The following is a 26,221-nucleotide window of genomic DNA, read 5'->3' as shown; positions in this document are numbered from 1 at the left end:
ATTAAAAAAGGTCCTCTCTTAAAAGATAATGGGAAATGATCAAAATAGCAATCGAAAGCATGTAAAATAATGCACATTTTAAAATGTAAACCCTTTATATGAAGAATTTTTAACAAAATCGACTCACGTTACACATTTTACCAATAAGAATAGAGGGTGACGTACTTTTGCCAGCCCCCCTTATTCATGATAATCATTTCTCCCTATATAAAGATTTACTCCATAGCACTGTGATGATATAGATAGATCTCCCAAGCTCTATTACTTTTTTGAAACATATTTTTAAACAGCTATATGACACGGAATAAACCGAACTTTGTATTAGCTGTCTTATACATCTTTAGGAGGATTGATAGGAACCCATTTGCTTATACTTTTCCCATCTTTTTTCAAGTAATTCCTCAACAGAATATGGCCCTAATGACCGTAAAGAATTGTCTATCACTTGATCCAAGTAACTTGCTTGCTGATGTAAGTCACGATGCGCCCCACCTTTTGGCTCAGGAACTATTTGATCAATCAACCCAAGTTTCTTCAAGTCGTAAGCGGTTATTTTCATCGACTCTGCAGCGCGTTGCGCATAGCTTGCATCTTTCCACAATATTGAAGCTGCCCCTTCCGGAGAAATAACCGAGTACGTACTATTTTCTAACATATGGATTTCATCGCCGACTCCCAATGCTAATGCGCCACCGCTGCCACCTTCCCCAATGACAATGCAGATAATTGGGACAGTCAATCCAGCCATTTCCATCAAATTCCTCGCAATAGCTTCACTTTGCCCTCTTTCTTCTGCGGCTTTTCCTGGATAAGCTCCTTTTGTATCAATGAAGCAAATAATTGGTCGAGAAAATTTTTCTGCTTGTTTCATATGGCGCAATGCTTTTCGATAGCCTTCCGGGTGTGGCATTCCAAAATTACGTCGAATGTTTTCTTTCGTATCCTTTCCACGCTGGTGCCCAATTATAGTTACTGGCTTCCCTTTATAAAAAGCGATACCTGTAACAATAGCAGCATCATCCCCAAATGAACGGTCTCCGTGAAATTCGATAAAATCCGTAAATAATTGCTCAATATAATCTAAAGTTGTTGGTCGTTCAGGATGTCTTGCTAATTGGACTCGATCCCATGGTCGCAAATTACTATAAATATCATCTTCCAGCACAGCAAGGCGTTTTTCCAATGTCGTAATTTCTTCAGTTAAATTGATATCGCTATCGGCTGTAAAGCGTTTTAATTCTGCAATTTTATCTTTTAAGTCCACAATAGGCTTTTCAAAATCCAACACTTGCTTCATGATTCTTTCCCACCTTTTTGATGAAACGACAACAATAGCGCTAACGTATTTTTCATGTCAGAACGATGCACCACTTTATCCAATTGACCATGCTTTAGTTGAAATTCAGCTGTCTGGAAATCATCTGGTAATTTTTCCCTGATGGTTTGTTCCACTATTCGTCTTCCGGCAAACCCAATCAGAGCACCAGGTTCTGCGAGGTTATAATCTCCAATAGAAGCAAAGCTTGCAGAAACTCCACCTGTAGTTGGGTGTGTCATTACAGATATCATTAATCCACCCGCATCACTAAAACGTTTCACAGCTATTGACGTTTTTGCCATTTGCATTAAACTAAGTAATCCCTCCTGCATTCTTGCTCCACCCGAAGCAGTAAAAATAATAAATGGGATCCCTTCTTCTTTTGCTCGCTCAATGGCACGAGCTATTTTTTCACCGATTACAGACCCCATGCTTCCCATGCGAAATGTAGAATCCATAACAGCAAAAGCTGTTTCCTTCCCTTCTATTGTACCTTTTCCAGTAACTACAGCTTCACGAAGCCCTGTTTTGGCTTGATCTTTCTTAAGCTTTTCCTCATACCCCGGAAAATTCAGAGGGTTGCCAGTCGTTAACTGCTCGTCCCATTCTTGAAAACTTGCCTCATCAAATAATGTATCAATGCGATGCCAAGCCTGTAATGGATGATGGTAATCACAATTTGGACAAACTTGTAAGTTTTTATTCATTTCTTTACGATAATAAATTTTATGACATCCGCTACACTTTTGCATCAAACCTTCTGGTACATCCGCTTTTGCTTGTTCACTCGGGATGGATGCATATCTCTTTCGCTTGCCAAAAAGATCTTTAAGCAAGACAATTCCTCCTTTTTTCAAAACAACCCCAAATACGTATCAGCTTTTATACGGGTCAGAAATGAAATACGTTCCCAATTAAAAAGGTATTGAAAGGAACGTCAAATCATTTCCTACGTATATGCGCAAGTCGTCTATTGTCTGTGCAACAAAATAAAAAGTTCTTTTAGCCATTATACATAAATCAAAGAAAAAATACTGTCAAAAAACGTCAATACTATAAGTCACTTCTTTGCTAATTCTACAAACAACAGTTCAATTCCATCATAATGTTTTGTTGCGTATAGCTGGATTAGCTCTTCATAAAAATTTCTCTGATTGCTAATTCCTTCAGCAGTCGCCAAAAATTCATACATTAAGCGCCACACTTTTGCTAATAACCGGTTGTTAGACTTCTCAAAGATATACCGAAAAAAAACAGCATGCGTTTCCTCTAATGTTTGATCTTGTTTACGCAGTATTGCTTGCAAGTAATTTATATCTTGTTCCGTAAACTTAGAAAAAACTAATTTTGCAGCTTCTTTTTCTAATATCCTTATGGTTTCTGCTAAATCTATCCTTGTTTTACTCTCTTGCAAGATGAAGGAAGCAAGTAGCTCGACCGTTTGGAACGATTGATATGTACTTAAAAACGTCCCTTCGCCGCGTCTCGTTTCAATTAATCCTAAAAACTCCATAGCACGTAATGCCTCTCGGATAGAAGATCGCCCAGCTCCAAGCGTATGCGCAAGCTCCCTTTCTGACGGGAGCTTATCGCCTGGCTGCAAGTGTTGCGTATCCATATAGTGACGAATCTTTTGTAAAATCCCTTGATACACTTTCTGTTTATGTGACATGGACACTGCCATGATACACTCCTTTTAACAGATTAATTATCATCAATTTGAGTGAGTTTTCTTGTCTTTTCAGCGATTTCTTCTGGATCCACTTCTATTCTCGCTACTCCGGATTCCATTGCAGCTGTAGCCACACTTTTTGCTACAATTGGTGCTACTCTCGGATCAAATGGAGCAGGAATGACATAATCTTCATGTAATTCGCTTTCCGAAATAAGAGAGGCAATTGCATTTGCAGCTGCGACTTTCATTTTTTCATTAATTCGTGTAGCTCGAACATCCAGTGCACCACGAAAGATCCCTGGGAAAGCAAGAACATTGTTCACTTGGTTTGGAAAATCTGACCTTCCAGTTCCTATTACTTTCGCACCAGCTGCTTTTGCAACTTCAGGCATAATTTCCGGTTCCGGATTAGCCATCGCAAAAATAATTGGATCATCATTCATTTTTTCAACCATTTCCTTCGTTAATGCTCCTCCAACAGATACCCCAATAAAGACATCTGCACCCTCAAGCATTTCTTCGAGACTGCCTGATTTTTTAGCTTGATTCGTAAACGTCGCCACACGTTCCTTTACTTCATTCATTCCTGCCGGACGACCTTCATAAATAGCTCCTCGTGAGTCACACATAATCATGTCACGAACGCCGAAGAAATAGAGCAGTTTAATAATTGCTATTCCAGCTGCTCCAGCTCCATTAGCAACTACTTTAATATCCGAAAATGATTTTCCAACTAATTTTAACGCGTTAATCAATCCAGCCACAGTAACAATAGCTGTCCCGTGTTGATCATCATGAAAAATGGGGATATTAGTTTCTTTTTTTAACCGTTCTTCAATGATAAAACACTTCGGTGCTGCAATATCCTCTAAATTCACTCCACCAAATGTAGGTTCCATTAATTTAACAGTTTGTACAATTTCTTCTACTTCTTGGGTGCCTAAACAAATAGGGAACGAGTCTACTCCGGCAAAGCTTTTAAATAAAACAGACTTTCCTTCCATTACTGGAAGCGCAGCCTCTGCCCCGATATTACCAAGACCTAATACTGCTGAACCATCACTGACAACCGCAACCATATTTCCCTTCATGGTATAATCGTAAACCGTCTCTACACGATCGTGAATTTCTTTACATGGCTCTGCAACGCCCGGAGAGTATGCTAAACTTAATTCTTCAGCGTTGGTTACAGGTATTTTGGAATGCGTGGTTAGTTTTCCTTTATTTACTTTATGAACATGTAGCGCTTTATCTCGTAAGCTTGCCATTTTTAATATTCGCTCCCTTTCGTAGAAAAAATAATTTCTTCCATCCAACAGTGGTCAGACCACCAGTAACTATTTTATTATAACAGATGCATGTTTTCTGTAAAGTGATGCTATTCTCCCGTTTAAACCTATTTTTATAATTTCTTATTCTTATAAGAAAAACAGAAACAAGCGCCCATCATTACTTCGTGCTCCATAAAGTGAATCTTCAATCTGTGGGGGGTTTTATTCATTCCCACTGATAGTAATAGTATGACCTGAAGGCTTTACGAATAAGGTATTAGATGCTGTTATCTCCCACTTAGACTTATTGTAGTACAGATGGTTATCTAACTCCTGAAGTGGGAGTCTTACAGCACCTTATATACGGGACGTTTACTTATCCAAGACAACTTGCTCCGCCCCAAAATAGGCGCGTAGACGTTGTAAACATCGTGAACTTGGATGAAGGTCATAATCATTGGCTAATTGATATGTTTGTTGTAACCTTTCTTGAAAAACAATGACAGGGGTATTCCCCGGGAAATGAAAAGCTATTTCCTTTAACTTGGCTAAATCAGCTTCTATATCTTCACTTGATAATTTAATAAATAAACGACCAGGGCAGGTATCACCTAGTTTCGTTTCATTTAAAATTTCTACAGATGACAATAATGTTTGTAGCCTATTATTTCTGTTTTCTAGCTTCCCTTGTACTAATACGAGCATCCCTTCTTTCCACCAGCGATGTACTTGCCGATATAATTCTGGAAAGACGACTGCTTCCATCTCATCCGTTTCATCGCTAATGGTAATAAAAGCCATGGGATCACCACGCTTAGTACGAATAGTTCTAATGAATTGAATGACACAGCCACTTTGATGCTTATAGCCATTCCCCGCTTTTCTTGCTCTTTGTAATGATATATACCCTGCGCGCTGTAATAATTTACGGTAAGCAGTAACAGGGTGGCTCGATATATATATACCGAGTAATTCTTTTTCATGAGAAAGCTTCTTGATTTGCGGAAAATCCTCTATATTAGCATATTCCCCTTCCAACTTAAGATCATTGGCAAAGAAGCTTCCCTGTTCTTGAAACTCACCGAATAATTCACCTTGTTCCATTGCTTGGTCAATGGAAGCTAATAAACTAGCACGATTATTATATAGATCATCAAACGCCCCAGCCATAATTAGTAATTCGATAATGGGACGGTTAATTACTTTAAGCGATACACGCAAGCAAAAATCGAACAAATTTCGAAAGGGGCGGTCTTTACGCGCGCGGACAATTTCAGTAACAGCCTGATTTCCTATCCCTTTAATTTGCAGCAAGCCCATCCGGATATGCTTTCCTTCCACTGCGTACTTTCCAAAGCTGGCATTGATAGAAGGCCCCAGTAAAGTTAAGTCCAGTTCCTTCATTTCTTTCCAATACAATGCCAGCTTTTGATGCTGTTGCATAGAAGCACTGAGTAACTCCGCAAAAAATGCTTGTGGGTAATGAGCTTTCAAATAGGCAAGTTGATAAGAGATAATGCTGTACGCCACAGCATGACTTCGGTTAAAGCCATAATTGGAAAAACGAACGATCCATGCAAACAATTCATTAGCCATTGATGAACTATATCCTTGCTGGATACAACCTTTTAGAAAAGCAGACTTTTGCTCTTCGATTTTACTTTCTTGCTTTTTACTAACAGCCCTTCGAAGAATATCTGCTTTTCCGAGCGAAAAACCAGCAATTCGATGAGCGATTTGCATAATTTGTTCTTGATAAATTAACACACCGTACGTTTTCTGTAAAATAGGCGCAAGATCTGGATGCAGGTAAGTAACTTTTTCTAGCCCATGTTTTCTCCTAATATAAGTAGGAATAAAATCCATCGGGCCTGGACGATATAATGCATTAACTGCAACGATATCCTCAAATTCATTTGGCTTCAATTCTTGCAACACTTGCTTCATCCCTTGAGACTCCAATTGAAACACACCATTTGTTCTAGCCTGCTGTAATAATGAAAAGGTTAACGCATCTTGTTGAGGAATATCCTTTAAAGAAATGTGTTGTCCAGTTTGAAAACGAATTTTTTGTAGTACCTTTTCCAAAAGTGTTAAGTTCCGTAAGCCTAACAAATCAATCTTTAATAGCCCTATCGCTTCTACATCATTCATTGTATATTGCGTTAAATACATTGTTCCGGTTCCGGAAGTTAACGGCGCATACTCCTTTAACGGAGCTTCTGAAATAACAATACCAGCCGCATGTGTCGAAATATGTCTAGGAATCCCTTCCAATACAGCAGCTACCGCAAATAACTGCCGTAAAGAGACTGAACGTTTAATATAATTTCTTAACTCTTCAGACTCATGAACAATCTGCGCAAGATTTCTTTTTGATTGTACCGGAATATGGCGTAACACAAATGACGCATCTTGTTTGTTAATATCCATCGTTTTGATAAGCTCTCTCATTAAAGAACGGGCAGCAAATGTTCCAAACGTAATAATTTGTGCTACGTGGTCTGCTCCGTATTTTTTTTGCACATACTCCATCACTTCATCTCGGCGAACATCTGAGAAATCAATATCAATATCAGGCATTGTCTTTCTGTTCGGATTAAGGAATCGCTCAAATAATAAATCGTACTTAGTTGGATCAACGTCTGTAATTCCTAATACATAAGCTACTAAAGATCCTGCTGCCGATCCTCTTCCCGGTCCAACAACAATATTGTTTGTCTTGGCAAAGTCCACAAAATCCGCAACAATTAAAAAGTAATCACTAAATTTCATTTGCTCAATTATGGAAAGCTCATACATTAAACGCTGGTGAATCTCAGCAGTTACTTCTGTATATTTTTGCGGCAAAAGTTTAATGCATTTTGCGGTTAAATATGGATGTGCCTCTTCCTGTTCTGGCAAAGGAAAGGAAGGGAGGTGCCGCTTTTCAAAATCGAAGCTGAGATTACATTTCTCAGCAATTCTGGTGGTTTCATCGATTGTCTCCGACCAGTCAGAGAAAAATTGCCTCATTTCCGCTTCCGTACATAAATGATGATTACGCCACTTTACATCTATATGATTGCCATCCCAAAGCTGTTGTTGTTTCATTGCTTGTAAACAGTCATATGCAATCACGTCCTTTTTATTAAGGTAACGAACATCATGAATAGCAACTACCGGGTCATGATACATTTTCTGAAATTGTTTTACCTCTGCAAAAAAAGTTCGTTCGTCTCCACCATTTCCATACGACTCTACCCCTAAATAAAAATCATTTTCCCCAAAACAAGCTCGATACGTTGATACATGCTGATTTGCATCAGCAAATGATTTCGCCCGCAGTTGTTCTTGTATAACGCCATGCTGTAAAGAAAGTATACCAATACAATTTGCTGTGAATGGCATGAAATGTTCCAGTGGTACAAAAGACTGGTCCTGCGTCTGAATCCATGTACTTAGTTTAACAAGATCATGAAACCCCTGATTTGATTTGGCCAAAACAATTATTTCATAAGCTTCTGTTTGACTATCTCCAACCAAAACAGTCATACCAATAATTGGTTTTATTCCATGTTGTTGACATGCTTTATAAAATGATATTGCACCATGCAATACTTGTTCATCTGTTAGAGCTAAAGCAGAATACTCTAGTTCTGCTGCTCGCTTCACTAACTTTTCAATCGTTATTGTGCTCTTTAACAGGCTATAGCTGCTCCTTATTTGTAAGTGTGTATAAGCCATTGTATCCCGCCTTTACATGCTCTATCCAATATTATACCAATCTATGTAGAACGTGCATACGGAAATGCAGTCGTTAGCATAACTTATTCTGCTGTTTCATAAATATATACTAGTTGATTCAAAATGCCATGTGACGTTTAATTTAAGTTTTAGACCTAGTTTGTTTTTAGGTCTGCCCTTAGAAACACAGATGAAAAAAGTACAAGCATTCGCTATGCAGTTCCACATATAATTTTGAGGGATAAAGTGAATCTGCCCAGTGGGGTTATCAATCATTTCCCACGGCTTGTCAGTAGCCCAAGTGGTAAGATCTAAACGCCTCTTACGAAATAGGGCATTTAGGTGCTATTATTTCCCGCTTAGACTTGTTACAGTACAGACTATCCGACTCCTGAAGTGGGAGACTTACTGCACCTTATATACGGAATAAACATTGAAAACATAATTTTCGTCATCCTTAGCATATTTTAAGGTCTTTATTTAGGCTCTATTTATTCCTGAGTATAAAAAGGGATTACATATGATTATTTCAGATGAATCTATTGGAAGCAACTGCTGCGTTCACGAACTGAGAATTCATCTTGCCGAGGGTTAGAGGGAAGGAGATTATTTAATATGGAAGAACGTTTTTTCGAAACATTTATCCATTGTTATTTTATAGCTTTTGGGGTAGTTATTGGCGGATCAATTATCGGAAGTATTGGCGCCTTTGTTACAGGAAACGCACCTTTAACAGAAATTGGACGAATTGCAGTTCAATTGCGAATATGGGCGATCGTAGCCGCTATCGGGGGGACATTCGATGCGATTGCCAATTTCGAAAGAGGTATCTATGATGGCTCTACGATGGATTTATTTAAACAAGCACTATTCATCCTATCCGCAATGGGTGGAGTAAAAACGGCTATCTTACTGCTTAACTGGCTAACACAGGAGGATATCGCCTAATGCATATTCCACCATATCATAAAAAAGCGACATGGCAACGTTTTTTCGTTGGGGTAATGGTTGGTGGTATACTGGCATATTGTTCTTTACTTTATATGTACGGCAAAATGTATGAAGATCTAATCATCCGAAATCACGAAATGCAAAATGAAATTAGTCAACTGCGAACTCAAAATGAGTCACTTCTGGAGGATAACGACGAACTAAATGAAAAATCAGCGAAACAAGTGAGTGTTGAATCTATTTCGTTTACAGTAGAAAACAAGGATGAATTGCGAATGGATCGATTAATAGCTGGTAAATTAGAGGAGCTTGTCCAAGAAGAATTAAAGCATATCATCGGCAAAGACTTGGCCATCATTGCTGAAAGTGATAGCTTAATCGCAGCTGCACTGGAAAATAAAGCTTTCACTGTAGAGGAATTTGATTACTCCTTTTCGATTACAAAACTCATTATCTCCAACCATATAAAAATAACAGCCGAAGCAAAACGATCCACCTAACCTGCCATCCAATACAAAAATGAAACTCCAATCAGTGGGGTTTTCTTTCTCCCCCCCACTGATTGTTAGTATCGTAATAGTATGCCTAAAGGCCTCTATATAGATGCCGTTACCTCCCACTTAGACTTGTAGTGTACATATTATCCAACTCCTGAAGTGGGGGACTTACTGCACCTTAGATGCGGGATAAAACCTTAGGCATCGTCCTTGAAAAAGAAAAACACTTTTTCTACGTGTTAAGTCTTTTGCGACCAACATCCTACAAATCCAACAAAGGGCGAGGCTGTTGCCGTTATCTCCCACCTAGGCTTCTGCATCCTTGGGGGCTCTTGAAGTAAGAATATGATGGCATATTACATTCAGGACGTATCCTGTTAAAAATCCACCTTTTCTTCGTCCATGTATTGTATCTTTCGACCAACTGGATCTAACTTTTATTGCCCTTTAACTTTAGTACAATGATAATACTTACTGTGAATATTACATAAGCAGCAGCTCCAAATAAAATGACTAGTATCCAATTCACCTTATCAAAAAACAAAACTGAAGAAGAACTGAAAATAACCATCATCGCAATAGCAAAAACAATTCCAGCTAAGTACACATTTCGATTCATAAGCTTCTCCTTTCAAATCTTCAAATAGGCTTTATAGAAATAACCGCTTGATAATGAATTTCATCATGTTTTGCCTGTATAAGGTAAGACGTCCTTACAAGAGGTTGTATACTTGAACCACAATATCCACTCCACCTTGTAAAGCGCCATGTAGATATAGACATTCAGATTGCCAAGAAATCTACTTTTTGAATAAAGTGATTATGAGCTGCTGCCAATATAAATGATAATAAAGTGTATCTTCAATCCGTGGGGTTTTCATCCATCCCCACGGATTGTTCGCAGCCCAGGGGGAAGACCTAAAGACCTCTTACGAAATAGGGCATTTAGATGCTGTTATCTCCCGCTTAGACTTGTTGCAGTACAGATTATGCCACGCCTGTGAAGCGGGAGTCTTACAGCACCTTATATGGAAATAAATTTCTCTTGATTTCCATTGAAATTTATTTTATGAACGTTTTATGAAATATCCGAAAATTATTCATGATTAGCATGAATATCGTTTATACTAAAAATAACAAAGAATGCTCACTTCAACGCATTTCAATATTCTTGCTATTAACGTATAGCAAGAATGGTTACTATTTCAGTATGATGTATGAGTATATTGCACCTTATACAAATTTAGCTAATTTAAATCCTACCGAAAGGAGTGGATAAATCATGTGGGTAATCAGCCGCAGAAAGCAAAAAGATGAGAAAATTGCACGCTTAAAACAAGGAGACTCCGCATATGCAGAATCTCAAGAATTAATCCGGTTAATGAAGCGCGATATTGAAAAAGAGCATTTACAAGTCATTTATGAAGAGACCACTTCTGGTTGCTGGTTTATTCCGGTGGACAATAATAAGAGAACCTCATAATCCAGCATCCTCTCCTAAATAATCTACTAGTCAATTAATTCCAATCCTAGAAGGGGCTTTTAGCTTGTCAAGTGATGTTCACTTTATACGCTAAAGGCTCTTTCTTTGTAAGATAAGAAACCACCATGGCTCGCCTTGAGCGCGAGCTACCATCTATCATGAAAAAACTTTTGCTTTATAATGTTTAGATTCTTAAAATACTGTCTAAAATAAATGAGTTAGATAAGTTAAATAGAGTTGTTTTTTCATACAAAAGTATAAAATGAGGTGCTTATAGATAACGAAATAACCGACTAGCCACGTCCAGCGCATGAGCCCAGCAACGAGGCGACTTTAGAAATGCGCCCTACGATAAGGTCTCATCGGTTCGTCGCAAAGAGGAAGGCCGACTAAAAACGGGCTTGCCGCTCAGGCGTCGGCATACCCCTGTTTTTAGTGGCATGATTCCTTTATCCCGTAAAAAGGCGTTGTAGACTCCCACTTCAAGAATGTAAGATATGAGCTGAACAAGTCGAAGCGGGAGGTAACAGCACCTAAATCCCCGATTCGTTCAAGGGCCTTTAGGTCATACCCTGGTGGTACTAACAATCAGCGGGGATGAAGAAAACCCGCTGATGGAAGGTTCACTTTATCTTTAGTTGATTCGTTCCATTCGCTACGTTGCTAAACGGGCGCCCCGCGCCTTTGTTCCACTATAGGAAAGTATAAGATTTTTTGGTTTATAGTATAAGAAAAACAAAAGGCTTTCGCCATAAGACTTGGCGACAAGCCAAGTTTTTCTAAGAATTTACAACCCTCACGCTTTCATTCCTTCGCTATTTATCACCAATTTAAACCCGCTAGCAAACTTCATCAGCTATTCCGGTAAGCTTTACATACCGTTTGTAAATCAGCAATGACTTGATCAGCTTCTTCCCATGTTGTTACAGTTGCTCCAGAAGCCATTGGATGCCCTCCACCATTATATTTAGCTGCTAATTGATTAATGATTGGTCCTTTTGATCTTAAACGAACACGAATATTTTCCTCTTCTTCAATAAATATGACCCAAGCGATAATTCCTTCCACATCACCCAAGACACTAACAAGCTGTCCTGTATCATTAGGTTGAACGCCAAATTGCTGCAGAAGTTCTTTTGTCAATTTTACATAGGCCATGCCCTCCGCTTCATTCTGGAAGTTCTGATAAATATATCCTTTTAGCTTTGCTAAATTACTCTTTATGCTGTACATATTGTCATAAATAGCAGAACGGTCAAAATGATACTTAATCAGTTGTGCAGCGATTTTAAACGTTTTTTCCGTAGTGCTTGGATATAAAAACCTTCCTGTATCACCTACAATACCAGCGTATAGTAAACGGGCAACCTCATCTGTAAGCCTAAAACCCATGTTTTCAGCAGCCGCATAGAGGTCATAAATCATCTCACTTGTAGAACTGGCTTCTGTATTAACCCATTGAATATCTCCATATTCGTCTACGTTAGGATGGTGATCAATCTTAATTAATTTGTCTCCTAAAGCGAAGCGCTGGTCAGAAATTCGGCTCGTGTTCGCAGTATCACAAACAATAACAAGTGCTCCTTCATACTGCTCATCTGAAATTATATCCATTTTTGCTAGAAAAGATAAAGAAGGTTCTTCTTCCCCAACAGCATAGACTTCTTTATCAGGAAAAGAGTGTTTAATCAATTCTTTTAACCCTACTTGGGAACCAATTGCGTCAGGATCAGGTCGTACATGTCGATGCACAATCACTGTGGAATATTGTTTAATTGCTTCTAATATGTGCTCCAAACGATCACCTACTCGAGAATTATTATTGTCTATCTGTAGCAAAATCAATAGAAAAAAGGTAAAATGGACAAAGAATCTACTGATTGAGATGATAAAAGAATGAAATTCCAAGTCGTAACAAGACTTGTTGAACAGAATTTAACTAGGGAGAGATCATATGCTTATTTTTGCAATCATTACCGTACTGTCATTCGTACTTTGGATCTATTACAAAGTAGCCATTCTAAACACGAATGATGGATTAAAACAAGCTTATTTTCATGCTAAATCACGAATTTGCTTAGGTAGCTTCCTCGTAGCATTCACTATTAATCAATACATTTTTTACCAAACTCGTATTTCATTGTTTGTTGGAATTGTATTTCTTGTTTTTGCTATTCCACTTCTTAATCGCGGAATAAAAGAAGTAAAGCACTACAAAAACGAATGGAAGCGATTAAACATATCGTAACAGCCGGTCCTCTTTAGCTGTAGTAGATAGTTGATTGATGTATTAAAAACTAAGGCTGATTTGCGTTTACTACAGATGTAATATGTGCGGTTGGCAGATAAGTGAATAAACGCCAATCAACTAATATATGATGGTTGGTGCAACTAACTCACACCGGAAATATACTCCGCTTTCTGCGGGCGGTTGGCGAGACTCTCGTGCTCTTGAACTACATGGTACGAGGTCTCACCGATTCCTAAGTCTGTGTAAACTTCCGAGGCTTTAGCAAGCGGTTGTTCATCTTTTGAAATTGTACGTCTTCTTTATGTTCCGCATTCTTTTTTCTAGCGATTCATCAATTGAGCCATTAATAAGCCTTTGCTAGCAAGCTTATGCTCCTCATATACCTCAATATCAATTTTGGCATATACTCTGCCAATTTCCAAAAGCTTTGGTTGAATACGTAGTGTACTATCGATTTGCACAGGCTTAATAAAATAAACCGTTAAATTTTCTGCTACTAAGTCACCTTTTTTATATTGCATTAGTAATCTTCTGCTTGCCTCTGTCATCAAAGCAGTACAAACACCACTGGATAATGTCCCTAATTGATTCGTCATTTGCGGGGCAACTTTGGTTTCAAAAACCCCTTGTTCCCGTTCTGATTCTAATATATTTCGTGATACAATATCATCAATGGTCTCGCCAACTTGCGGCTGCCGTTGATTTTGTTGCAGAGCTTTTAAAACATCCTGTCTTGATATAATGCCTTGCAATTGATTTTGCTCATCAGCTACAGGGATCACTTCAATACCTTCCCATACCATTAAGTGGGCGACTGAAGCTAAAGAAACATTCGTTTGAACCGTTTTAGGTTGTTTGCTCATTACCTTAGTAATCATCGTATCATCTGATTTCCCCACTACATCCTTTGACGTCGCCATTCCCAAAACACGCCTTCTATCATCAACCACTGGAAACCTGGTGTGTCTTGATTGTTTATTTAATGCATACCAATCAGCAACCTTGTCCCTATCTTTTAAATAATAGGACTTTTCATAAGGCGTATAAATATCTTCAACCAAAACAATTTCCTTTTTTATCAGCTGATCGTAAATCGCCCTGTTAATCATAGCTGCCACTGTAAACGTGTCATAGCTAGTAGAGATGATAGGTAGTTTCCTTTCGTCTGCAAGCCTTTTTATGTCCTCTTCTGTATCAAAGCCTCCGGTAATCAAGACTGCAGCACCTTCTTTAATAGCCAGTTCATGTGCTTTCGTCCGATTGCCTACAATTAATAAGGAATCAGCCTCTGTATAACGCATCATGTCCTCTAGCTGCATTGCTCCAATAACAAATTTATTTAACGTCTTATGCAGCCCTTCTCGTCCACCAAGCACATGACCTTCTACAATATTGATTAATTCTGCAAAAGTCAATCGTTCAAAATTATCTTTTTTCTTTTGTTCAATTCGAATCGTACCTACACGTTCTATAGTGCTGACGAGTCCTTTATTTTCTGCATCTTTAATCGCACGATAAGCTGTCCCGTCACTGACATGCAATTCTTTAGCAATTTGTCTAACGGAAATTTTATGGCCGATTTCCAATGAATGAATATGTTCGATAATTTGTTCATGCTTACTTTTCATGGCTCGCACACCATCTTTCAACTGTACTAATAAATTATTTATCACTTATTATACAGTTGAAATGGCAGAAACTCAATGATTATAGGTTTTTCGTTGCCTTTCTTTTTTCTGTTCCATAATTGGAAGCTGAATCATTTGTAATAACGAAGCGCTATTAGCACCGATTACAAGCAGAAAAAAGATTAGCCAACCTCCCCAAAATAATTGTGCTAAAAAGGTAGTACCCTGTGGTATAAATGGCCACGCTACATATAACATAAAACCGGCTAGTAAAAGTCGAAGCAATGCATATTGCCCTCGCATATCATTTCCCTCCTTCCCCTATTAATTTATGAGACAAACAGGTAATCAAGAACCTGCTAGGACCATCTTAGAACTAATCCTATCGAAATGATCGACCTGATGAAAACACTGATAGACTACTTTCATTATGCAAATGCCTGCATTACGATTACTATTAACGCTTTGGTTGCCTTTGGAAAGGAAATATTGAATGGTCATAACTGCTTTAATAAAAGGTGATGAAGCGTGTTATATACAAGTCAATCAGATTATCGCCATTGAAATAGGCAATCCAAGCGCCTATTACAATATATGGAGCAAAAGGTATAGGCTTACCAAGACTTACACGCTGATACGCTATCAATAAAACTCCAATGACCGCGCCAATGATACATGCTAGTACAAAACATAGCAGTAGCTTTGTTGTTCCTAACACCAAGCCAAGTAACCCAAATAATTTCATATCGCCCATCCCCATTCCACCTCGGCTCAAAATAATCACTAATAATGGAAGTAGTAAACCTACTAAGGCTCCTTGGAATGGATCCCACCAAGGTTCAAGTGGCTCTACGGTTCGAAGTATTATAAATAAAGGGAGAAAAAATAACAGTAATCGATTGGGGATCATCATGTAAAAGAGGTCTGTCACCAAGCAAATGATAAGCAAAGAGCTAAATAATAAGGCTACCATTAATTCTAGTTTCCAACCGAAGATGAGGTAACTCATTGCAAATAATATAGCAGTTAGTAGTTCCATTAGAGGGTAAATCGAAGAAATTTTGTGGTTGCATTGCCCGCATTTACGCTTCAAACATAAAAAAGATAAGACCGGGATAAGTTCAAACCAGTTTAATCGTTTACAACATTTTGGACAACGAGATCGTTCTGTAACAAATGACTCCCGCTTCGGTAAACGTATCCCTACTACAACAAAGAAGGAACCAAACACGAAACCGCATAAAGCAACAAATAAAAATGCAACTATTTCCACTATACCGTCTCCTTATTTTTTTTGATATTATGGTTGGTTTGAGGAATACCATAAATGAGGTAGTGTGCAAAAGAACCGTAGCAATTCAAGTCAATTCGCTGTTTCTAATATGTCGACTATAAAATTCCTTGTTCTTTTTTTCTTACTTGATGGAAAAAGTGGTTTTTATTTACGAAGAATTTAATGCAAGTACCGTGAGCCAATCGATATGACCCACGGTTGTGAATTACATGAAAAAATTAAAGACTTACTGATTCTCCAATAGCCATAGCCAGTCCTTTGCCTGGCTCTACCTGACTAGCAAATGCTTCAGCGTCCTGTTCAATCACCGGAAATGTATTGTAGTGGATCGGTACAACCTTCTTAGCATTTACCCACTTTGCAGCGATTAACGCATCTTCTGGTCCCATTGTAAAATTATCGCCAATAGGTATAAATGCAAGTTCAATGTCATTCATTTCCCCTATTAATTTTAAATCAGAGAACAGACCTGTATCGCCCGCATGGTAAATGGTTTTTCCTTCTACCGTTAATAAAATACCTGCAGGCATACCTGTATAAACAACAGATCCATCATCTTCTGTGTATGCAGAACCGTGAAATGCTTGCGTAAACTTTACCGTTCCAAACTCAAATGTTTGCTTACCACCGATATGCATTGGATGTACGTTTAAACCTTTGGTCCTCAGAAATTCAGCCAATTCATTAGGAGCAATGATCATTGCATTCGTTCGCTTAGCAATGGTAATCGTATCTCCTACGTGGTCATTATGACCATGTGTTAATAAAATAAAATCTGGAGTAACTGTTTCTGCATCTAAATCACATGCTTCATTGCCTGAAATGAACGGGTCAATTAAAATTAGATGGGAATCAGTTTGAACTTGTACAACAGAATGTCCATGATAAGATACTTTCACGATAACCTTCTCCTTTCAATGGTTTTGATTCATTATACCAAACATATATATAACGTTTGTACCCGATTGCTTTATTTTTTACACATCTGCTGAGGAATCACTAAAATCAATGCCTTTGCTTTTAATTGCAAGATTGATATTTGCTATAATAGTACATATAAAGTTAAAGGAGTGTCAAAGCATGGATCAAAGAATAGAAACGCTTTTAAATAAAATGGAACAGAGTAACATGGATAGCATTTTTATCACTTCACCAGCAAACGTATATTACATAACCAACTACTATACGGACCCTCATGAACGTCTTGTGGCAGTATTTTTAAGTAAGCACTCAGAACCTGTTCTTGTTCTTCCAGCAATGGAACAAGAAGATGCTAAAAACGCTGGTTGGGATTATTCTATCATTGCATACCTAGATCATGAAAACCCTTGGAAAATGTTAGCTAAATCAATAACCGAGAAGGAAACTTCTCCAACTACCATTGGAGTAGAATTTAATCATTTAACATTAGATCGCCACGTTATGCTGCAACAGCTTTTACCACGTACAGAAATGATGCATGCAGAAGAATTATTGGCTAATTTAAGAGTAATTAAAAACGAGCAGGAATATAGACGGCTTAAAACAGCAGCAGAGCTTGCAGATTTTGGTATAAAAACGGGAGTCGAAGCGCTAAAAGATGGGGTAACTGAATTAGAAATCGTTGCTAAAATTGAATATGAACTAAAAAAACAAGGTGTTCAAGCAATGTCCTTTGCTACTATGGCTTTATCTGGAACAAAAACTGCCTCTCCACACGGTAATCCTTCTATGAAGAAAGTTGCTCAAGGGGATATGGTACTGTTTGACTTAGGTGTTGTTTATGAAGGATATTGCTCAGATATAACAAGAACTGTTGCTTTTAAATCTATAACAGAAGAACAAGAACGCATTTATAACACAGTTTTGGCTGCTGAACAGAAGGCCATTGAAGCAGCACAAGTTGGGGTAGCGGTAGGTAAATTAGACCAAGCAGCGCGTGACTATATTACCGCAAGTGGATATGGTGCCTATTTCACCCATCGAATTGGCCATGGATTAGGAATAGAAACGCATGAATATCCATCTATGCACAGTGAAAACACGTTACCTTTACAGCCAAATATGTGTTTCACTATCGAGCCAGGAGTCTATGTGCCCAATATAGGTGGTGTTAGAATCGAAGACATGATTTACATGACTGATAACGGCGCAGAAACTTTAACACATTTTTCAAAAGAGTTAATAATTGTAGATTAAGGATAAACTTTTATTGTTCAGGTAATCTTAACTCGTTTTTTTAAAAAGCGGCGGGCGACAACCCCGCCGTATTGGACATCCAGAAAAAGTTATGCTTCAAGTAATGTATGCGGATCTACGTATTCCAAGCCATGAGCGGCAGCAACCGCACTATGGGTTACAAAGCCTTTCCAAGTATTTACTCCTTTTAATAACGGCTCGTTATTTTGACATGCTGCCACAACACCTTGGTTCGCTAATTGCAATGCGTATGGCACAGTAACATTAGTTAATCCGATTGTAGACGTTCTAGGAACAGCACCAGGCATATTAGCTACCGAGTAATGTAAGACCCCGTGCTTCGTATACGTTGGATTATCATGTGTCGTTACATGATCACTCGTTTCAAAAATCCCGCCTTGGTCAATCGCTACATCTACGATAACCGATCCATCAGACATGTTTTTCACCATTTCTTCCGTTACTAATTTTGGCGCTTTAGCTCCAGGAATGAGCACTGCACCTATGACAAGATCTGACTCAGCTAATGCTACACTAATGTTCATTGGATTTGACATCATTGTATTAATGGAAAATCCGAATATATCATCCAGCTGTCGGAGGCGCTCAGGGTTTAAATCAATAAGGGTTACATCCGCACCCAAACCAACTGCAATTTTGGCTGCGTTTGTTCCTACAACTCCCCCACCAATAATCGTTATTTTAGAACGCCTTACGCCTGGGATCCCACTTAAAAGAATACCCTTTCCACCTTTTGTTTTCTCCAAAAACTGCGCACCGATTTGCGAGGCCATTTTCCCAGCTACTTCACTCATAGGTGTTAAAAGCGGCAATGTATTATTTGCCAATTGCACTGTTTCATATGCTATAGCAGTTACTTGTTTATCGACAAGTTCTTTTGTCAATTCTGGCTCTGCAGCTAAATGCAAGTATGTAAACAATATCTGCCCTTCATGAAAATAATCGTATTCTTCTGGCAAAGGCTCTTTTACTTTCATTACCATATCTTGGCCCCAAGCTTCTTTGGCACTTGAAACAATCGTAGCACCAGCATCTTCATATTGTTCATCGGTAAACCCTGATCCTAATCCTGCGTTTGTTTCAATAAATATTTGGTGTCCCGATTTTGTTAACGAAAGCACACCAGATGGAGCCATTGCTACTCTATTCTCATTGTTTTTTATTTCCTTTGGCACTCCAATATTCATATTCCCATTACCTCCTAGTTCATTTTTATCTATAATCTAACAGTATCAAATATTGAAAAAAATAGGAAGCAGAAAGGGACCCACAAGGTAGGAGTCCCCAATGATATTTGTTCAAAAAAATCCGAGTTTGCCTATGATTACAGGCATTCTTCACGTTTTGAATAACCGAGTGCGGATTAATTTTTTCGATTATTAAACGTATAGATCCCCTTGTTATTATGCAATTGTTCAATAACCCCACTTTGATAGCTTTCATTTAGCTGATTTTTTACTGTAGCTATTCCTTTTTCATCTATGAACAATTCTTCTGAACGCTGATTCCGCTTTTGCTTTTTAGTCAATTTCATCTCACCTCTCTCTCTTATAGTGTAGCCATTATTTATGGTGCTATTACGCAAATAAATTTAGTAAAAACACCATATTTTGATTGTTGTTACGGCAAAATGGGTATATAGTGGAATTAGGAAGGGGAGATGAAAATGAAATATAAAAATATTGTTGTCGCTGTAGATGGATCAGAAGCATCGGAAAAAGCATTTAAAAAATCACTTGACATTGCTAAACGAAACGATGCAAGACTTATTCTTGCGCATGTTGTTGATTCACGCACGTTTGCTACTGCAGAAGCATACGACCGCACTTTAGCAGAAAGAGCGGATGAGTATGCCAAAGAATTATTGGACAGCTATGTCGATAACGCGAAAGCAGCTGGTCTAGAAGATTTAGTTCGATGTGTAGAATATGGTTCTCCGAAAGTAAAAATTGCAAAGGATATTGCCAAACAATTTGAAGCAGATCTGATTATTTGTGGAGCAACTGGTATGAATGCGGTAGAAAGATTTTTAATTGGTAGCGTATCCGAAAATATTACGCGCTACGCTAAATGTGACGTCCTTGTTGTACGATAAATACAAAATTGCAGCGTTTCTACCTGTTGAAGCGCTGCTCGTGCTTGTGAATCGGTTATTTGTCTCAGTTTTTTCGGAGCATTTCTCCTAACAGGACAAAGGCGCAAGCGCCCGTTTAGCAACGTAGCGAATGGAACGAATCAACGGAGATTAAAGGAATCATGCCACTATAACTGGAGGTTATGCCGACGTCTGGGCGGCAAGCCTGTTTTTAGTCGGCCTTCCTCTTAGCGACGAACCGATGAGGCCTTATCGTAGGGCGCATTTCTAAAGTCGCATAGTTGCTGGGCTCATGCGCTGGACGTAACTAGTCGGTTATTTCGTTATCCACAAGCACATCATTTTATAGGTTCCTATATAGCAAAAAGGTTTTGTCATGGTTAAACCACGCAAAACCTTTTATCTCAATTTGATTCCGTTAAACGCACGGTATCTCTTGCAATCATTACTTCTTCGTTTGTTGGAATAATGATTACTTTTACCGGTGAATGAGGATAATTTACGAATTGTTCTTTTCCTCGCGTATCATTTAAAGCAGGATCCCAGTACACACCCATAAACTCTAAGCCACGCAATACTTTTTCACGAATTAATACACTATTTTCTCCGACACCAGCAGTAAAGATAATTGCATCGACTCCACTCATTTTTGCTGCATAAGAGCCTAAATATTTGTGGATGCGCTCTGCAAATACATCTAATGCAAGCTTGGCACGTGGGTCTTCATCCGCTTTTTGCTCAATATCTCTCAAATCACTAGAAAAACCAGATAAAGCTAACATTCCACTTTCTTTATTTAACACATGAACGACTTCGGAAGCTGATTTTCCGGTTTTCTCCATGATATACGGAATAAGTGCTGGATCAATATCTCCGGAACGAGTTCCCATCGTCAAACCTGCAAGCGGCGTAAAGCCCATTGATGTATCAATGGATTTTCCACCTTGAATGGCAGCTATACTAGATCCATTTCCTAAGTGGCAAGAAATCAATCGTAGGTTTTCAAGCGGTACACCTAACAGTTCCGCTGCACGTTGTGATACATATTTATGTGAGGTTCCATGGAAACCGTATTTACGAATACCATAATCTTCATAATAGTTATAAGGTAAACTATATAAATAGGATGAAGGTGGCATTGTTTGGTGAAATGCTGTATCAAAAACAGCAACCATAGGCACATTTGGAAGAATACGGCGAAATGCATGAATTCCAGTTAAATGCGCTGGATTGTGTAACGGTGCTAATTCAGAAATCTCTTCAATCCCTTCAATTACCTGTTCAGTAATTAACACAGAATCGCTAAATTTTTCTCCTCCATGTACAACTCGGTGTCCAACTGCATTAATTTCATCGAATGACTGAATGACACCCGATTTTTTTAAACCGTCTAACAATTTTTTTACAGCTTCTTCGTGATTAGGGATGTCCCCAACAAACTTTTCTTGTTCCCCATTAGCTTTCATTTCAAAAATAGCTTCATGAAGTCCGATTCGTTCTACAAGTCCTTTCGCAAGAACTTCTTCTTCTGGCATTCGTATTAGTTGGAATTTCAAAGATGAACTACCGGCATTAATGGCCAATACATTACTCATTGCTGTTCAACTCCTCTTTTTGTACGTCTGGAACCAATTATTTATTTGACCTAATATATCTCCCATTGCATTGGTATTTGAAAATGAAGGCATTTTCACCAATAATGGTTGCTTAGGAGTGGTAGTATGGTGACCTTTTTTTTGTAGTATAAAAATACTCTTTCTATGCTTGTCTGATTGAAAAGCTGTATCAGGCAAGCTTAATATACCTACAATATGTGCATGTTTATGAAGAAATTGCTTTAATTGCTCTGCCTGATCGCTTTCAAATAAAAATGCTGGGATGACAAATAGAAGGTACCCTCCTGCTATCGTATAATTAAGACTTTGCTCGATAAATAAATGATGCGCGTAGGAATGACCTTCCTTCGCTTTCAATTCAAAATTACCAGAGCGGATATCATCGGGATAATATCCCACTGGTAAATCTGCGACAATTAAATCAACAGGATCTAGTAAGAAAGGCTGCAAACTATCTTGATGGAAAAATTCTATCTGTTGCTTCTGCATATTCGCATTCCAAGCAGCTAGCTGAATTAAAGTTGGGTCAATTTCACTTGCATATGCCTGTTTAACTTGAGATAGTTGGCTATATACCGTTGTAAGTAAGTTTCCGGTACCACTTGCTGGATCAAATATACGAATTTCTTTTTGATCTTCCATCAGCTTACCGCTAAGATAAGCAATAATTAAAGCAACTGTCTCAGGAGTCATCATATGCTGTGGTTGCGTCGAGCCTTTCATTCCTTTTAATATTGCCAGCTGATTGGCCTTTCTTATCTCTTCAATTGTAAATGCATCGATTGATGTTGTTTGTAGCAACTTTTCCAACTTGGAAGATAACTGCTCTTCAAACTCTATGGTAACTTCACGGTGGAACATGATCTCCATCGCATATATCAAGCTGTCCAAATAAGTTTCATTCATATGTTCTTGAATCGTTCCAGTAAGTTCATCCATCCATTCATACAACGTTTCTACGTTTGACTTTTTCATCAATCGCACCCTCCATTCGGTTGCTATAAAGCGCCATCTATTGTATCAAAAGCGTTAGCTGAATACAATGAATTGCTTTCATCCGATTGGACAGTAAAAATCCCCCTCACAGTGGAGAGAGACGTTAATTTGTCTTCTTAGCAGCTTCCAGAGCAGCATCATAATCTGGATGGTTGCTTACTTCACTTACATATTCTACATAGTTGACTTTGTCGTTACTATCAACAACGAATATAGCGCGCGCCAGTAAGCGTAATTCCTTTATAAGAACACCATATTGATGACCAAAACTCGCATCACGGTGGTCAGATAATATATCAAGTTGATCAATATTATGTTGGGTTACCCAACGCTTCTGTGCAAAAGGTAAATCCATACTCACGGTTAATACTTGAACATTCCCTATTGCAGCAGCTTCTTCATTAAAACGTTTTGTTTGGTCAGCACATACCCCAGTATCAATTGAAGGAACAACACTAATTAGCTTAACCTTTCCCTTGTAATCGTCCAACGTTACTTCTTTCAAATCATTCGTCAGTACGTTAAAGTCCGGTGCTTGATCACCGACCTTTACTTCATTACCTAATAGTGTGACTGGTTCATGTTGGAATGTTACGTTTGCCATAAGAATCATTCCTTCCTAAATAATTGTATTCCCCTACCATTATGAAGTGATTATAAGCTCATGTCCACTAATTTACAGGGAATAATTTGTGAACAAAATAACAACCGCTTTCATTCTTGTTTCATATCATTCAACTAAGTTTCCTGTAAAAGGAATAAAAAGCGTACAGCAATAAGTCGGTTTATTTCCCACAAACCAGTAGAAATAGTTTTAAGACAAAGCGATAAAATGAATTTTCGTCATTGGGGTTTTTCATTCATCCCCTACGGATTGTTAGTACCATAATGGTATGACCTAAAGGCCTCTTACGAAATAGGGCATTGCATTTAGGTAGTGCTGGTATCCCCCACTTAGACTTGTTACAGTTACAGATTATCCAACTCCTGAAGTGGGAGTCTTACAGCACCTTATATGCTGTGTCAGTTTACGGTACGGACACCTATGAACTTACTAGAAGCTTTTCTTGGCAGTGTGAAATCCGGAAACTTCGGTACTCTATTTTCCTACCCGTCACAGCTTGAATTTGTCGGACGGATTTGCCTATCCGACTTCCTCACTGCTTGGGCGCATACATCCCACGCAGTCTTCTCCTTTACTTTTTATACATCATATTGCGTTGGAGCCTGTTTTTCTTTTCTTTCTGTTTCCTTCTTTGGTGATTGCTTTTTATCAGCTGATTTGATAATCTCTTGGACTTTATCTACAACTTGCGGCGCAAAATCAAGCATTTTTTCGTAAATATGTGTTTGTTGGTCCAAATGTACCATCTTGATTCCTTGCTCACTTACAATTAAGAAAGCAACCGGTGTAATGGATACTCCTCCCCCACTTCCACCCCCAAAAGGGAGTGTCGCTTCACTATCCGTTGAAGCATTACTTGTTGATTGAAATTCACTACCACCTGCAGCAAAACCAAATCCAACTTTTGACACAGGAATGATGATACTTCCTTCTGGAGCTTGAACAGGATTTCCAATTATCGTATTTGCTTCTACCATATCCTTTAAATTTTCCATTGCTGTCGTCATTAGACCTTGTATAGGATGATCGTCCATTTATTTACACTCCTTCTCTTTTCTCTTTTCACTACCTAATATTCGCAATAGCTGTACAACGGTATGTATAGCTTGTGTGATTCGTGTTGAAACCATACAAGAAAAAAACATTTCAAAATGACTTTGTTGAAATAAAGGTTTCACTTGTAAGTCGGGCCGACAATCTTCCTTGCTTTTTCTCATAATCCAACTAGTAATGACTCCTTTTATCCCCCATACCCCCCCAGCCGTCATTCCAGTAAGAGCCGCATCTCCTATGCCTCCTTCTGTGTACCATTTCCAATTTCGAATAACTATATGCTGTAATGCAGTCGTAACAAGAGCATTTATCCTTGGGAGCATTTTGTATAGTTCTTGTAATTGGCTGAAAAAAGTATGGAAAGTGTCCTTTTGACCGTCCTCTTGCATATGATCAAGCCGAATAGATTTGTTAACCATCCGAATAAACAACCAATTTACTTGTATGGTTAACATCAAATAGGAAGGGCGATATACGATTTGTATGTTGATTTTCCACTTACTTATAAAAATAACTACGATCAGTATCAAGATAAAACATAAGATCATAAAAATGACCGGCATGTTTACCACCCCGTTGCTTATTTTTCCGCAAGTTACTATTTTTATCCAAAAACCTAGTTGTATTTCAAGTAATTTTTTTAACATTATAACGAAACATGGTAGAATAAGATGAAACTATGTTGCATTTCTAGTGGTAACAAAATGAGATGAGATAAACATCTTGGGAGGGATGATAGCATGACAGAACGAAATAACATCTTCTTTTATTATGTAACTAGCAAAGGTATTGAAGAAAAATTATCGACACTAAGTAATGTAGCTATTGAGAACGGTTTCGAAATTGTAGAGCATGCAAAAAATGCAAATATTATCGTTAGTATTGGTGGTGACGGTGCTTTTTTACAAGCAGCCAGAAAAACAGGCTACCGCCAAGATTGTCTTTACATTGGAATAAATCGATCTGGAGAATCGAGTTTATATTGCGACTTTAATATGGACAACTTCGATGAAATGCTCGACACAATGCAGCATGAGGAACTTGAAGTGCGACGTTTTCCTATTATTCATGCGAATGTAAATGGGGAAACAAGTTTTTATTGTCTTAATGAGATCAGCGTTCGATCAACGATCATTAAATCGATTGTGATCGATGTATATATCGATGATCAACATTTTGAGACGTTTCGTGGGGATGGCTTAATTGTGGCCACACCTACCGGAAGTACGGGCTATAATAAATCTACAAATGGTGCTGTCATCGATCCACGTATCCCTTGTTTTCAAGTAACTGAACTGGCGTCTATTAACAATAATCGTTATCGTACACTTGGTTCTTCTTTTATTCTGAACCAAGATAGAAAATTACGTTTATCCGTAAGACAAGATGGAAATGATTATCCAATTATCGGTCTGGATAATGAAGCTTATTCCATTCGCAACATACATGATATTACCGTTACTTTAAGTGATAAAGTAGTAAAAACAGTGAAACTGAAAAATAATTCATTTTGGGATCGAGTAAAACGAACATTTCTATAAGT

General features: G+C 38.2%; 25 protein-coding genes. 7 read left to right on the top strand and 18 right to left on the bottom strand.

The features are described 5' to 3' along the window. Window positions 1-340: 340 nt before the first annotated feature. The 5 genes from accA to dnaE form a co-directional block, all read right to left on the bottom strand. Window positions 341-1,297: an acetyl-CoA carboxylase carboxyl transferase subunit alpha gene (gene accA / locus KBP50_RS06235; RefSeq protein WP_050353359.1), complete on the bottom strand. Its 957-nt coding sequence runs from the start codon at window positions 1,295-1,297 to the stop codon at window positions 341-343. Next, window positions 1,294-2,154, bottom strand: a complete 861-nt coding sequence (gene accD, locus KBP50_RS06230) for an acetyl-CoA carboxylase, carboxyltransferase subunit beta (protein ID WP_050353360.1) — start codon at window positions 2,152-2,154, stop codon at window positions 1,294-1,296. Before accD ends, accA begins: the two co-directional genes overlap by 4 nt. 224 nt (window positions 2,155-2,378) lie before the next feature. Continuing rightward, window positions 2,379-3,002, bottom strand: a complete 624-nt coding sequence (locus KBP50_RS06225; protein ID WP_050353361.1) for a FadR/GntR family transcriptional regulator — start codon at window positions 3,000-3,002, stop codon at window positions 2,379-2,381. Between the two features lie 20 nt (window positions 3,003-3,022). Next, the gene (ystJ, locus tag KBP50_RS06220) at window positions 3,023-4,261 is read right to left on the bottom strand and encodes an NADP-dependent malic enzyme (protein ID WP_050353570.1); all 1,239 of its coding nucleotides are present in this window, start codon (window positions 4,259-4,261) and stop codon (window positions 3,023-3,025) included. A 375-nt stretch (window positions 4,262-4,636) separates the two neighbouring features. Then, entirely contained in the window at window positions 4,637-7,990 is a 3,354-nt protein-coding gene (dnaE, locus tag KBP50_RS06215; RefSeq protein WP_050353362.1) for a DNA polymerase III subunit alpha, read from the bottom strand. Window positions 7,991-8,605: 615 nt separating this feature from the next. Here dnaE and ytrH point away from each other — a divergent pair. Both ytrH and ytrI read left to right on the top strand, forming a co-directional pair. Then, entirely contained in the window at window positions 8,606-8,938 is a 333-nt protein-coding gene (ytrH, locus tag KBP50_RS06210; RefSeq protein WP_050353363.1) for a sporulation membrane protein YtrH, read from the top strand. Beyond that, a complete protein-coding gene (gene ytrI / locus KBP50_RS06205) occupies window positions 8,938-9,441 on the top strand; it encodes a sporulation membrane protein YtrI (RefSeq protein ID WP_050353364.1) in 504 nt (167 codons plus the stop codon). The genes ytrH and ytrI overlap by 1 nt, the downstream gene beginning before the upstream one ends. A 427-nt stretch (window positions 9,442-9,868) precedes the next feature. Here ytrI and KBP50_RS06200 read toward each other — a convergent pair whose 3' ends face one another. Then, window positions 9,869-10,057, bottom strand: a complete 189-nt coding sequence (locus KBP50_RS06200; protein ID WP_050353365.1) for a hypothetical protein — start codon at window positions 10,055-10,057, stop codon at window positions 9,869-9,871. Window positions 10,058-10,720: 663 nt separating this feature from the next. Here KBP50_RS06200 and KBP50_RS06195 point away from each other — a divergent pair. Further along, complete coding sequence (locus KBP50_RS06195) at window positions 10,721-10,921, top strand: YtzJ family protein (protein WP_050353366.1); 201 nt, start codon at window positions 10,721-10,723, stop codon at window positions 10,919-10,921. Window positions 10,922-11,773: 852 nt separating this feature from the next. Here KBP50_RS06195 and KBP50_RS06190 read toward each other — a convergent pair. Further along, entirely contained in the window at window positions 11,774-12,718 is a 945-nt protein-coding gene (locus KBP50_RS06190) for a DHH family phosphoesterase (RefSeq protein WP_050353367.1), read from the bottom strand. Window positions 12,719-12,875: 157 nt separating this feature from the next. Here KBP50_RS06190 and KBP50_RS06185 point away from each other — a divergent pair, with 157 nt between their 5' ends. After that, window positions 12,876-13,169, top strand: coding sequence for a YtpI family protein (locus KBP50_RS06185; RefSeq protein WP_050353368.1), 294 nt, complete (start codon window positions 12,876-12,878; stop codon window positions 13,167-13,169). 323 nt (window positions 13,170-13,492) lie between these two features. Here KBP50_RS06185 and KBP50_RS06180 read toward each other — a convergent pair whose 3' ends face one another. The 4 genes from KBP50_RS06180 to KBP50_RS06165 form a co-directional block, all read right to left on the bottom strand. Further along, window positions 13,493-14,800 carry a DRTGG domain-containing protein gene (locus KBP50_RS06180; RefSeq protein ID WP_050353369.1) on the bottom strand — a complete coding sequence of 436 codons (1,308 nt, stop codon included), beginning with the start codon at window positions 14,798-14,800 and terminating at the stop codon, window positions 13,493-13,495. Between the two features lie 72 nt (window positions 14,801-14,872). Further along, window positions 14,873-15,103, bottom strand: coding sequence for a hypothetical protein (locus KBP50_RS06175; protein WP_050353370.1), 231 nt, complete (start codon window positions 15,101-15,103; stop codon window positions 14,873-14,875). A gap of 205 nt (window positions 15,104-15,308) precedes the next feature. Then, the gene (locus tag KBP50_RS06170) at window positions 15,309-16,073 is read right to left on the bottom strand and encodes a prepilin peptidase (protein WP_050353371.1); all 765 of its coding nucleotides are present in this window, start codon (window positions 16,071-16,073) and stop codon (window positions 15,309-15,311) included. Window positions 16,074-16,312: 239 nt separating this feature from the next. Continuing rightward, on the bottom strand, window positions 16,313-16,993 hold the full coding sequence (locus KBP50_RS06165; protein WP_050353372.1) for a metal-dependent hydrolase: 681 nt from the start codon (window positions 16,991-16,993) through the stop codon (window positions 16,313-16,315). 181 nt (window positions 16,994-17,174) lie between these two features. Between KBP50_RS06165 and KBP50_RS06160 the strand changes: the two genes are divergently transcribed. After that, window positions 17,175-18,272 carry a M24 family metallopeptidase gene (locus tag KBP50_RS06160; protein WP_050353373.1) on the top strand — a complete coding sequence of 366 codons (1,098 nt, stop codon included), beginning with the start codon at window positions 17,175-17,177 and terminating at the stop codon, window positions 18,270-18,272. Between the two features lie 89 nt (window positions 18,273-18,361). Here the strand turns inward: KBP50_RS06160 and ald are convergent, their stop codons facing one another. Together ald and KBP50_RS06150 are read right to left on the bottom strand one after the other, a co-directional pair. Beyond that, window positions 18,362-19,480: an alanine dehydrogenase gene (ald, locus tag KBP50_RS06155; RefSeq protein WP_050353374.1), complete on the bottom strand. Its 1,119-nt coding sequence runs from the start codon at window positions 19,478-19,480 to the stop codon at window positions 18,362-18,364. Between the two features lie 176 nt (window positions 19,481-19,656). Then, the gene (locus KBP50_RS06150; protein WP_169770812.1) at window positions 19,657-19,821 is read right to left on the bottom strand and encodes a hypothetical protein; all 165 of its coding nucleotides are present in this window, start codon (window positions 19,819-19,821) and stop codon (window positions 19,657-19,659) included. 132 nt (window positions 19,822-19,953) lie between these two features. On the opposite strand from KBP50_RS06150, the gene KBP50_RS06145 reads away from it, so the two are divergent. Further along, complete coding sequence (locus tag KBP50_RS06145) at window positions 19,954-20,388, top strand: universal stress protein (RefSeq protein ID WP_050353375.1); 435 nt, start codon at window positions 19,954-19,956, stop codon at window positions 20,386-20,388. Between the two features lie 404 nt (window positions 20,389-20,792). Here the strand turns inward: KBP50_RS06145 and KBP50_RS06140 are convergent, their stop codons facing one another. From KBP50_RS06140 to KBP50_RS06120, 5 genes are all read right to left on the bottom strand, one after another. Then, complete coding sequence (locus tag KBP50_RS06140; protein WP_050353376.1) at window positions 20,793-21,983, bottom strand: acetate kinase; 1,191 nt, start codon at window positions 21,981-21,983, stop codon at window positions 20,793-20,795. Between the two features lie 6 nt (window positions 21,984-21,989). Then, on the bottom strand, window positions 21,990-22,979 hold the full coding sequence (locus tag KBP50_RS06135; RefSeq protein WP_050353377.1) for a class I SAM-dependent methyltransferase: 990 nt from the start codon (window positions 22,977-22,979) through the stop codon (window positions 21,990-21,992). Window positions 22,980-23,103: 124 nt separating this feature from the next. Continuing rightward, a complete protein-coding gene (tpx, locus tag KBP50_RS06130) occupies window positions 23,104-23,604 on the bottom strand; it encodes a thiol peroxidase (RefSeq protein ID WP_050353378.1) in 501 nt (166 codons plus the stop codon). A gap of 599 nt (window positions 23,605-24,203) precedes the next feature. Next, window positions 24,204-24,659 (bottom strand): GerW family sporulation protein, encoded by a 456-nt coding sequence (ytfJ, locus tag KBP50_RS06125; RefSeq protein ID WP_050353379.1) that lies wholly within the window; start codon window positions 24,657-24,659, stop codon window positions 24,204-24,206. Further along, window positions 24,660-25,133 carry a DUF2953 domain-containing protein gene (locus tag KBP50_RS06120; RefSeq protein ID WP_216872404.1) on the bottom strand — a complete coding sequence of 158 codons (474 nt, stop codon included), beginning with the start codon at window positions 25,131-25,133 and terminating at the stop codon, window positions 24,660-24,662. 285 nt (window positions 25,134-25,418) lie between these two features. Here KBP50_RS06120 and KBP50_RS06115 point away from each other — a divergent pair, with 285 nt between their 5' ends. Beyond that, window positions 25,419-26,219, top strand: a complete 801-nt coding sequence (locus KBP50_RS06115; protein WP_050353381.1) for an NAD kinase — start codon at window positions 25,419-25,421, stop codon at window positions 26,217-26,219. Window positions 26,220-26,221: the final 2 nt, after the last annotated feature.

The sequence above is a fragment of the Virgibacillus pantothenticus genome, from assembly GCF_018075365.1.
In the GTDB taxonomy this organism is placed as follows: domain Bacteria; phylum Bacillota; class Bacilli; order Bacillales; family Amphibacillaceae; genus Virgibacillus; species Virgibacillus pantothenticus.
Note: the sequence above shows the minus strand (reverse complement) of the source record. Positions and strands in the feature narration are given on the sequence as shown.

Excerpts from the sequence above, each read along its gene's own strand:
- KBP50_RS06185 (WP_050353368.1), top strand. The coding sequence starts at position 12,876 with ATGCTTATTTTTGCAATCATTACCGTACTGTCATTCGTACTTTGGATC.
- KBP50_RS06200 (WP_050353365.1), bottom strand. The coding sequence starts at position 10,057 with ATGAATCGAAATGTGTACTTAGCTGGAATTGTTTTTGCTATTGCGATG.
- KBP50_RS06140 (WP_050353376.1), bottom strand. The coding sequence starts at position 21,983 with ATGAGTAATGTATTGGCCATTAATGCCGGTAGTTCATCTTTGAAATTC.
- KBP50_RS06195 (WP_050353366.1), top strand. The coding sequence starts at position 10,721 with ATGTGGGTAATCAGCCGCAGAAAGCAAAAAGATGAGAAAATTGCACGC.
- ald (WP_050353374.1), bottom strand. The coding sequence starts at position 19,480 with ATGAATATTGGAGTGCCAAAGGAAATAAAAAACAATGAGAATAGAGTA.
- KBP50_RS06180 (WP_050353369.1), bottom strand. The coding sequence starts at position 14,800 with ATGAAAAGTAAGCATGAACAAATTATCGAACATATTCATTCATTGGAA.
- ystJ (WP_050353570.1), bottom strand. The coding sequence starts at position 4,261 with ATGGCAAGCTTACGAGATAAAGCGCTACATGTTCATAAAGTAAATAAA.
- KBP50_RS06145 (WP_050353375.1), top strand. The coding sequence starts at position 19,954 with ATGAAAATGAAATATAAAAATATTGTTGTCGCTGTAGATGGATCAGAA.
- KBP50_RS06225 (WP_050353361.1), bottom strand. The coding sequence starts at position 3,002 with ATGGCAGTGTCCATGTCACATAAACAGAAAGTGTATCAAGGGATTTTA.
- dnaE (WP_050353362.1), bottom strand. The coding sequence starts at position 7,990 with ATGGCTTATACACACTTACAAATAAGGAGCAGCTATAGCCTGTTAAAG.
- tpx (WP_050353378.1), bottom strand. The coding sequence starts at position 23,604 with ATGGCAAACGTAACATTCCAACATGAACCAGTCACACTATTAGGTAAT.
- ytrI (WP_050353364.1), top strand. The coding sequence starts at position 8,938 with ATGCATATTCCACCATATCATAAAAAAGCGACATGGCAACGTTTTTTC.
- ytrH (WP_050353363.1), top strand. The coding sequence starts at position 8,606 with ATGGAAGAACGTTTTTTCGAAACATTTATCCATTGTTATTTTATAGCT.
- accA (WP_050353359.1), bottom strand. The coding sequence starts at position 1,297 with ATGAAGCAAGTGTTGGATTTTGAAAAGCCTATTGTGGACTTAAAAGAT.
- KBP50_RS06120 (WP_216872404.1), bottom strand. The coding sequence starts at position 25,133 with ATGTTAACCATACAAGTAAATTGGTTGTTTATTCGGATGGTTAACAAA.
- KBP50_RS06115 (WP_050353381.1), top strand. The coding sequence starts at position 25,419 with ATGACAGAACGAAATAACATCTTCTTTTATTATGTAACTAGCAAAGGT.
- KBP50_RS06160 (WP_050353373.1), top strand. The coding sequence starts at position 17,175 with ATGGATCAAAGAATAGAAACGCTTTTAAATAAAATGGAACAGAGTAAC.
- ytfJ (WP_050353379.1), bottom strand. The coding sequence starts at position 24,659 with ATGGACGATCATCCTATACAAGGTCTAATGACGACAGCAATGGAAAAT.
- KBP50_RS06175 (WP_050353370.1), bottom strand. The coding sequence starts at position 15,103 with ATGCGAGGGCAATATGCATTGCTTCGACTTTTACTAGCCGGTTTTATG.
- KBP50_RS06135 (WP_050353377.1), bottom strand. The coding sequence starts at position 22,979 with ATGAAAAAGTCAAACGTAGAAACGTTGTATGAATGGATGGATGAACTT.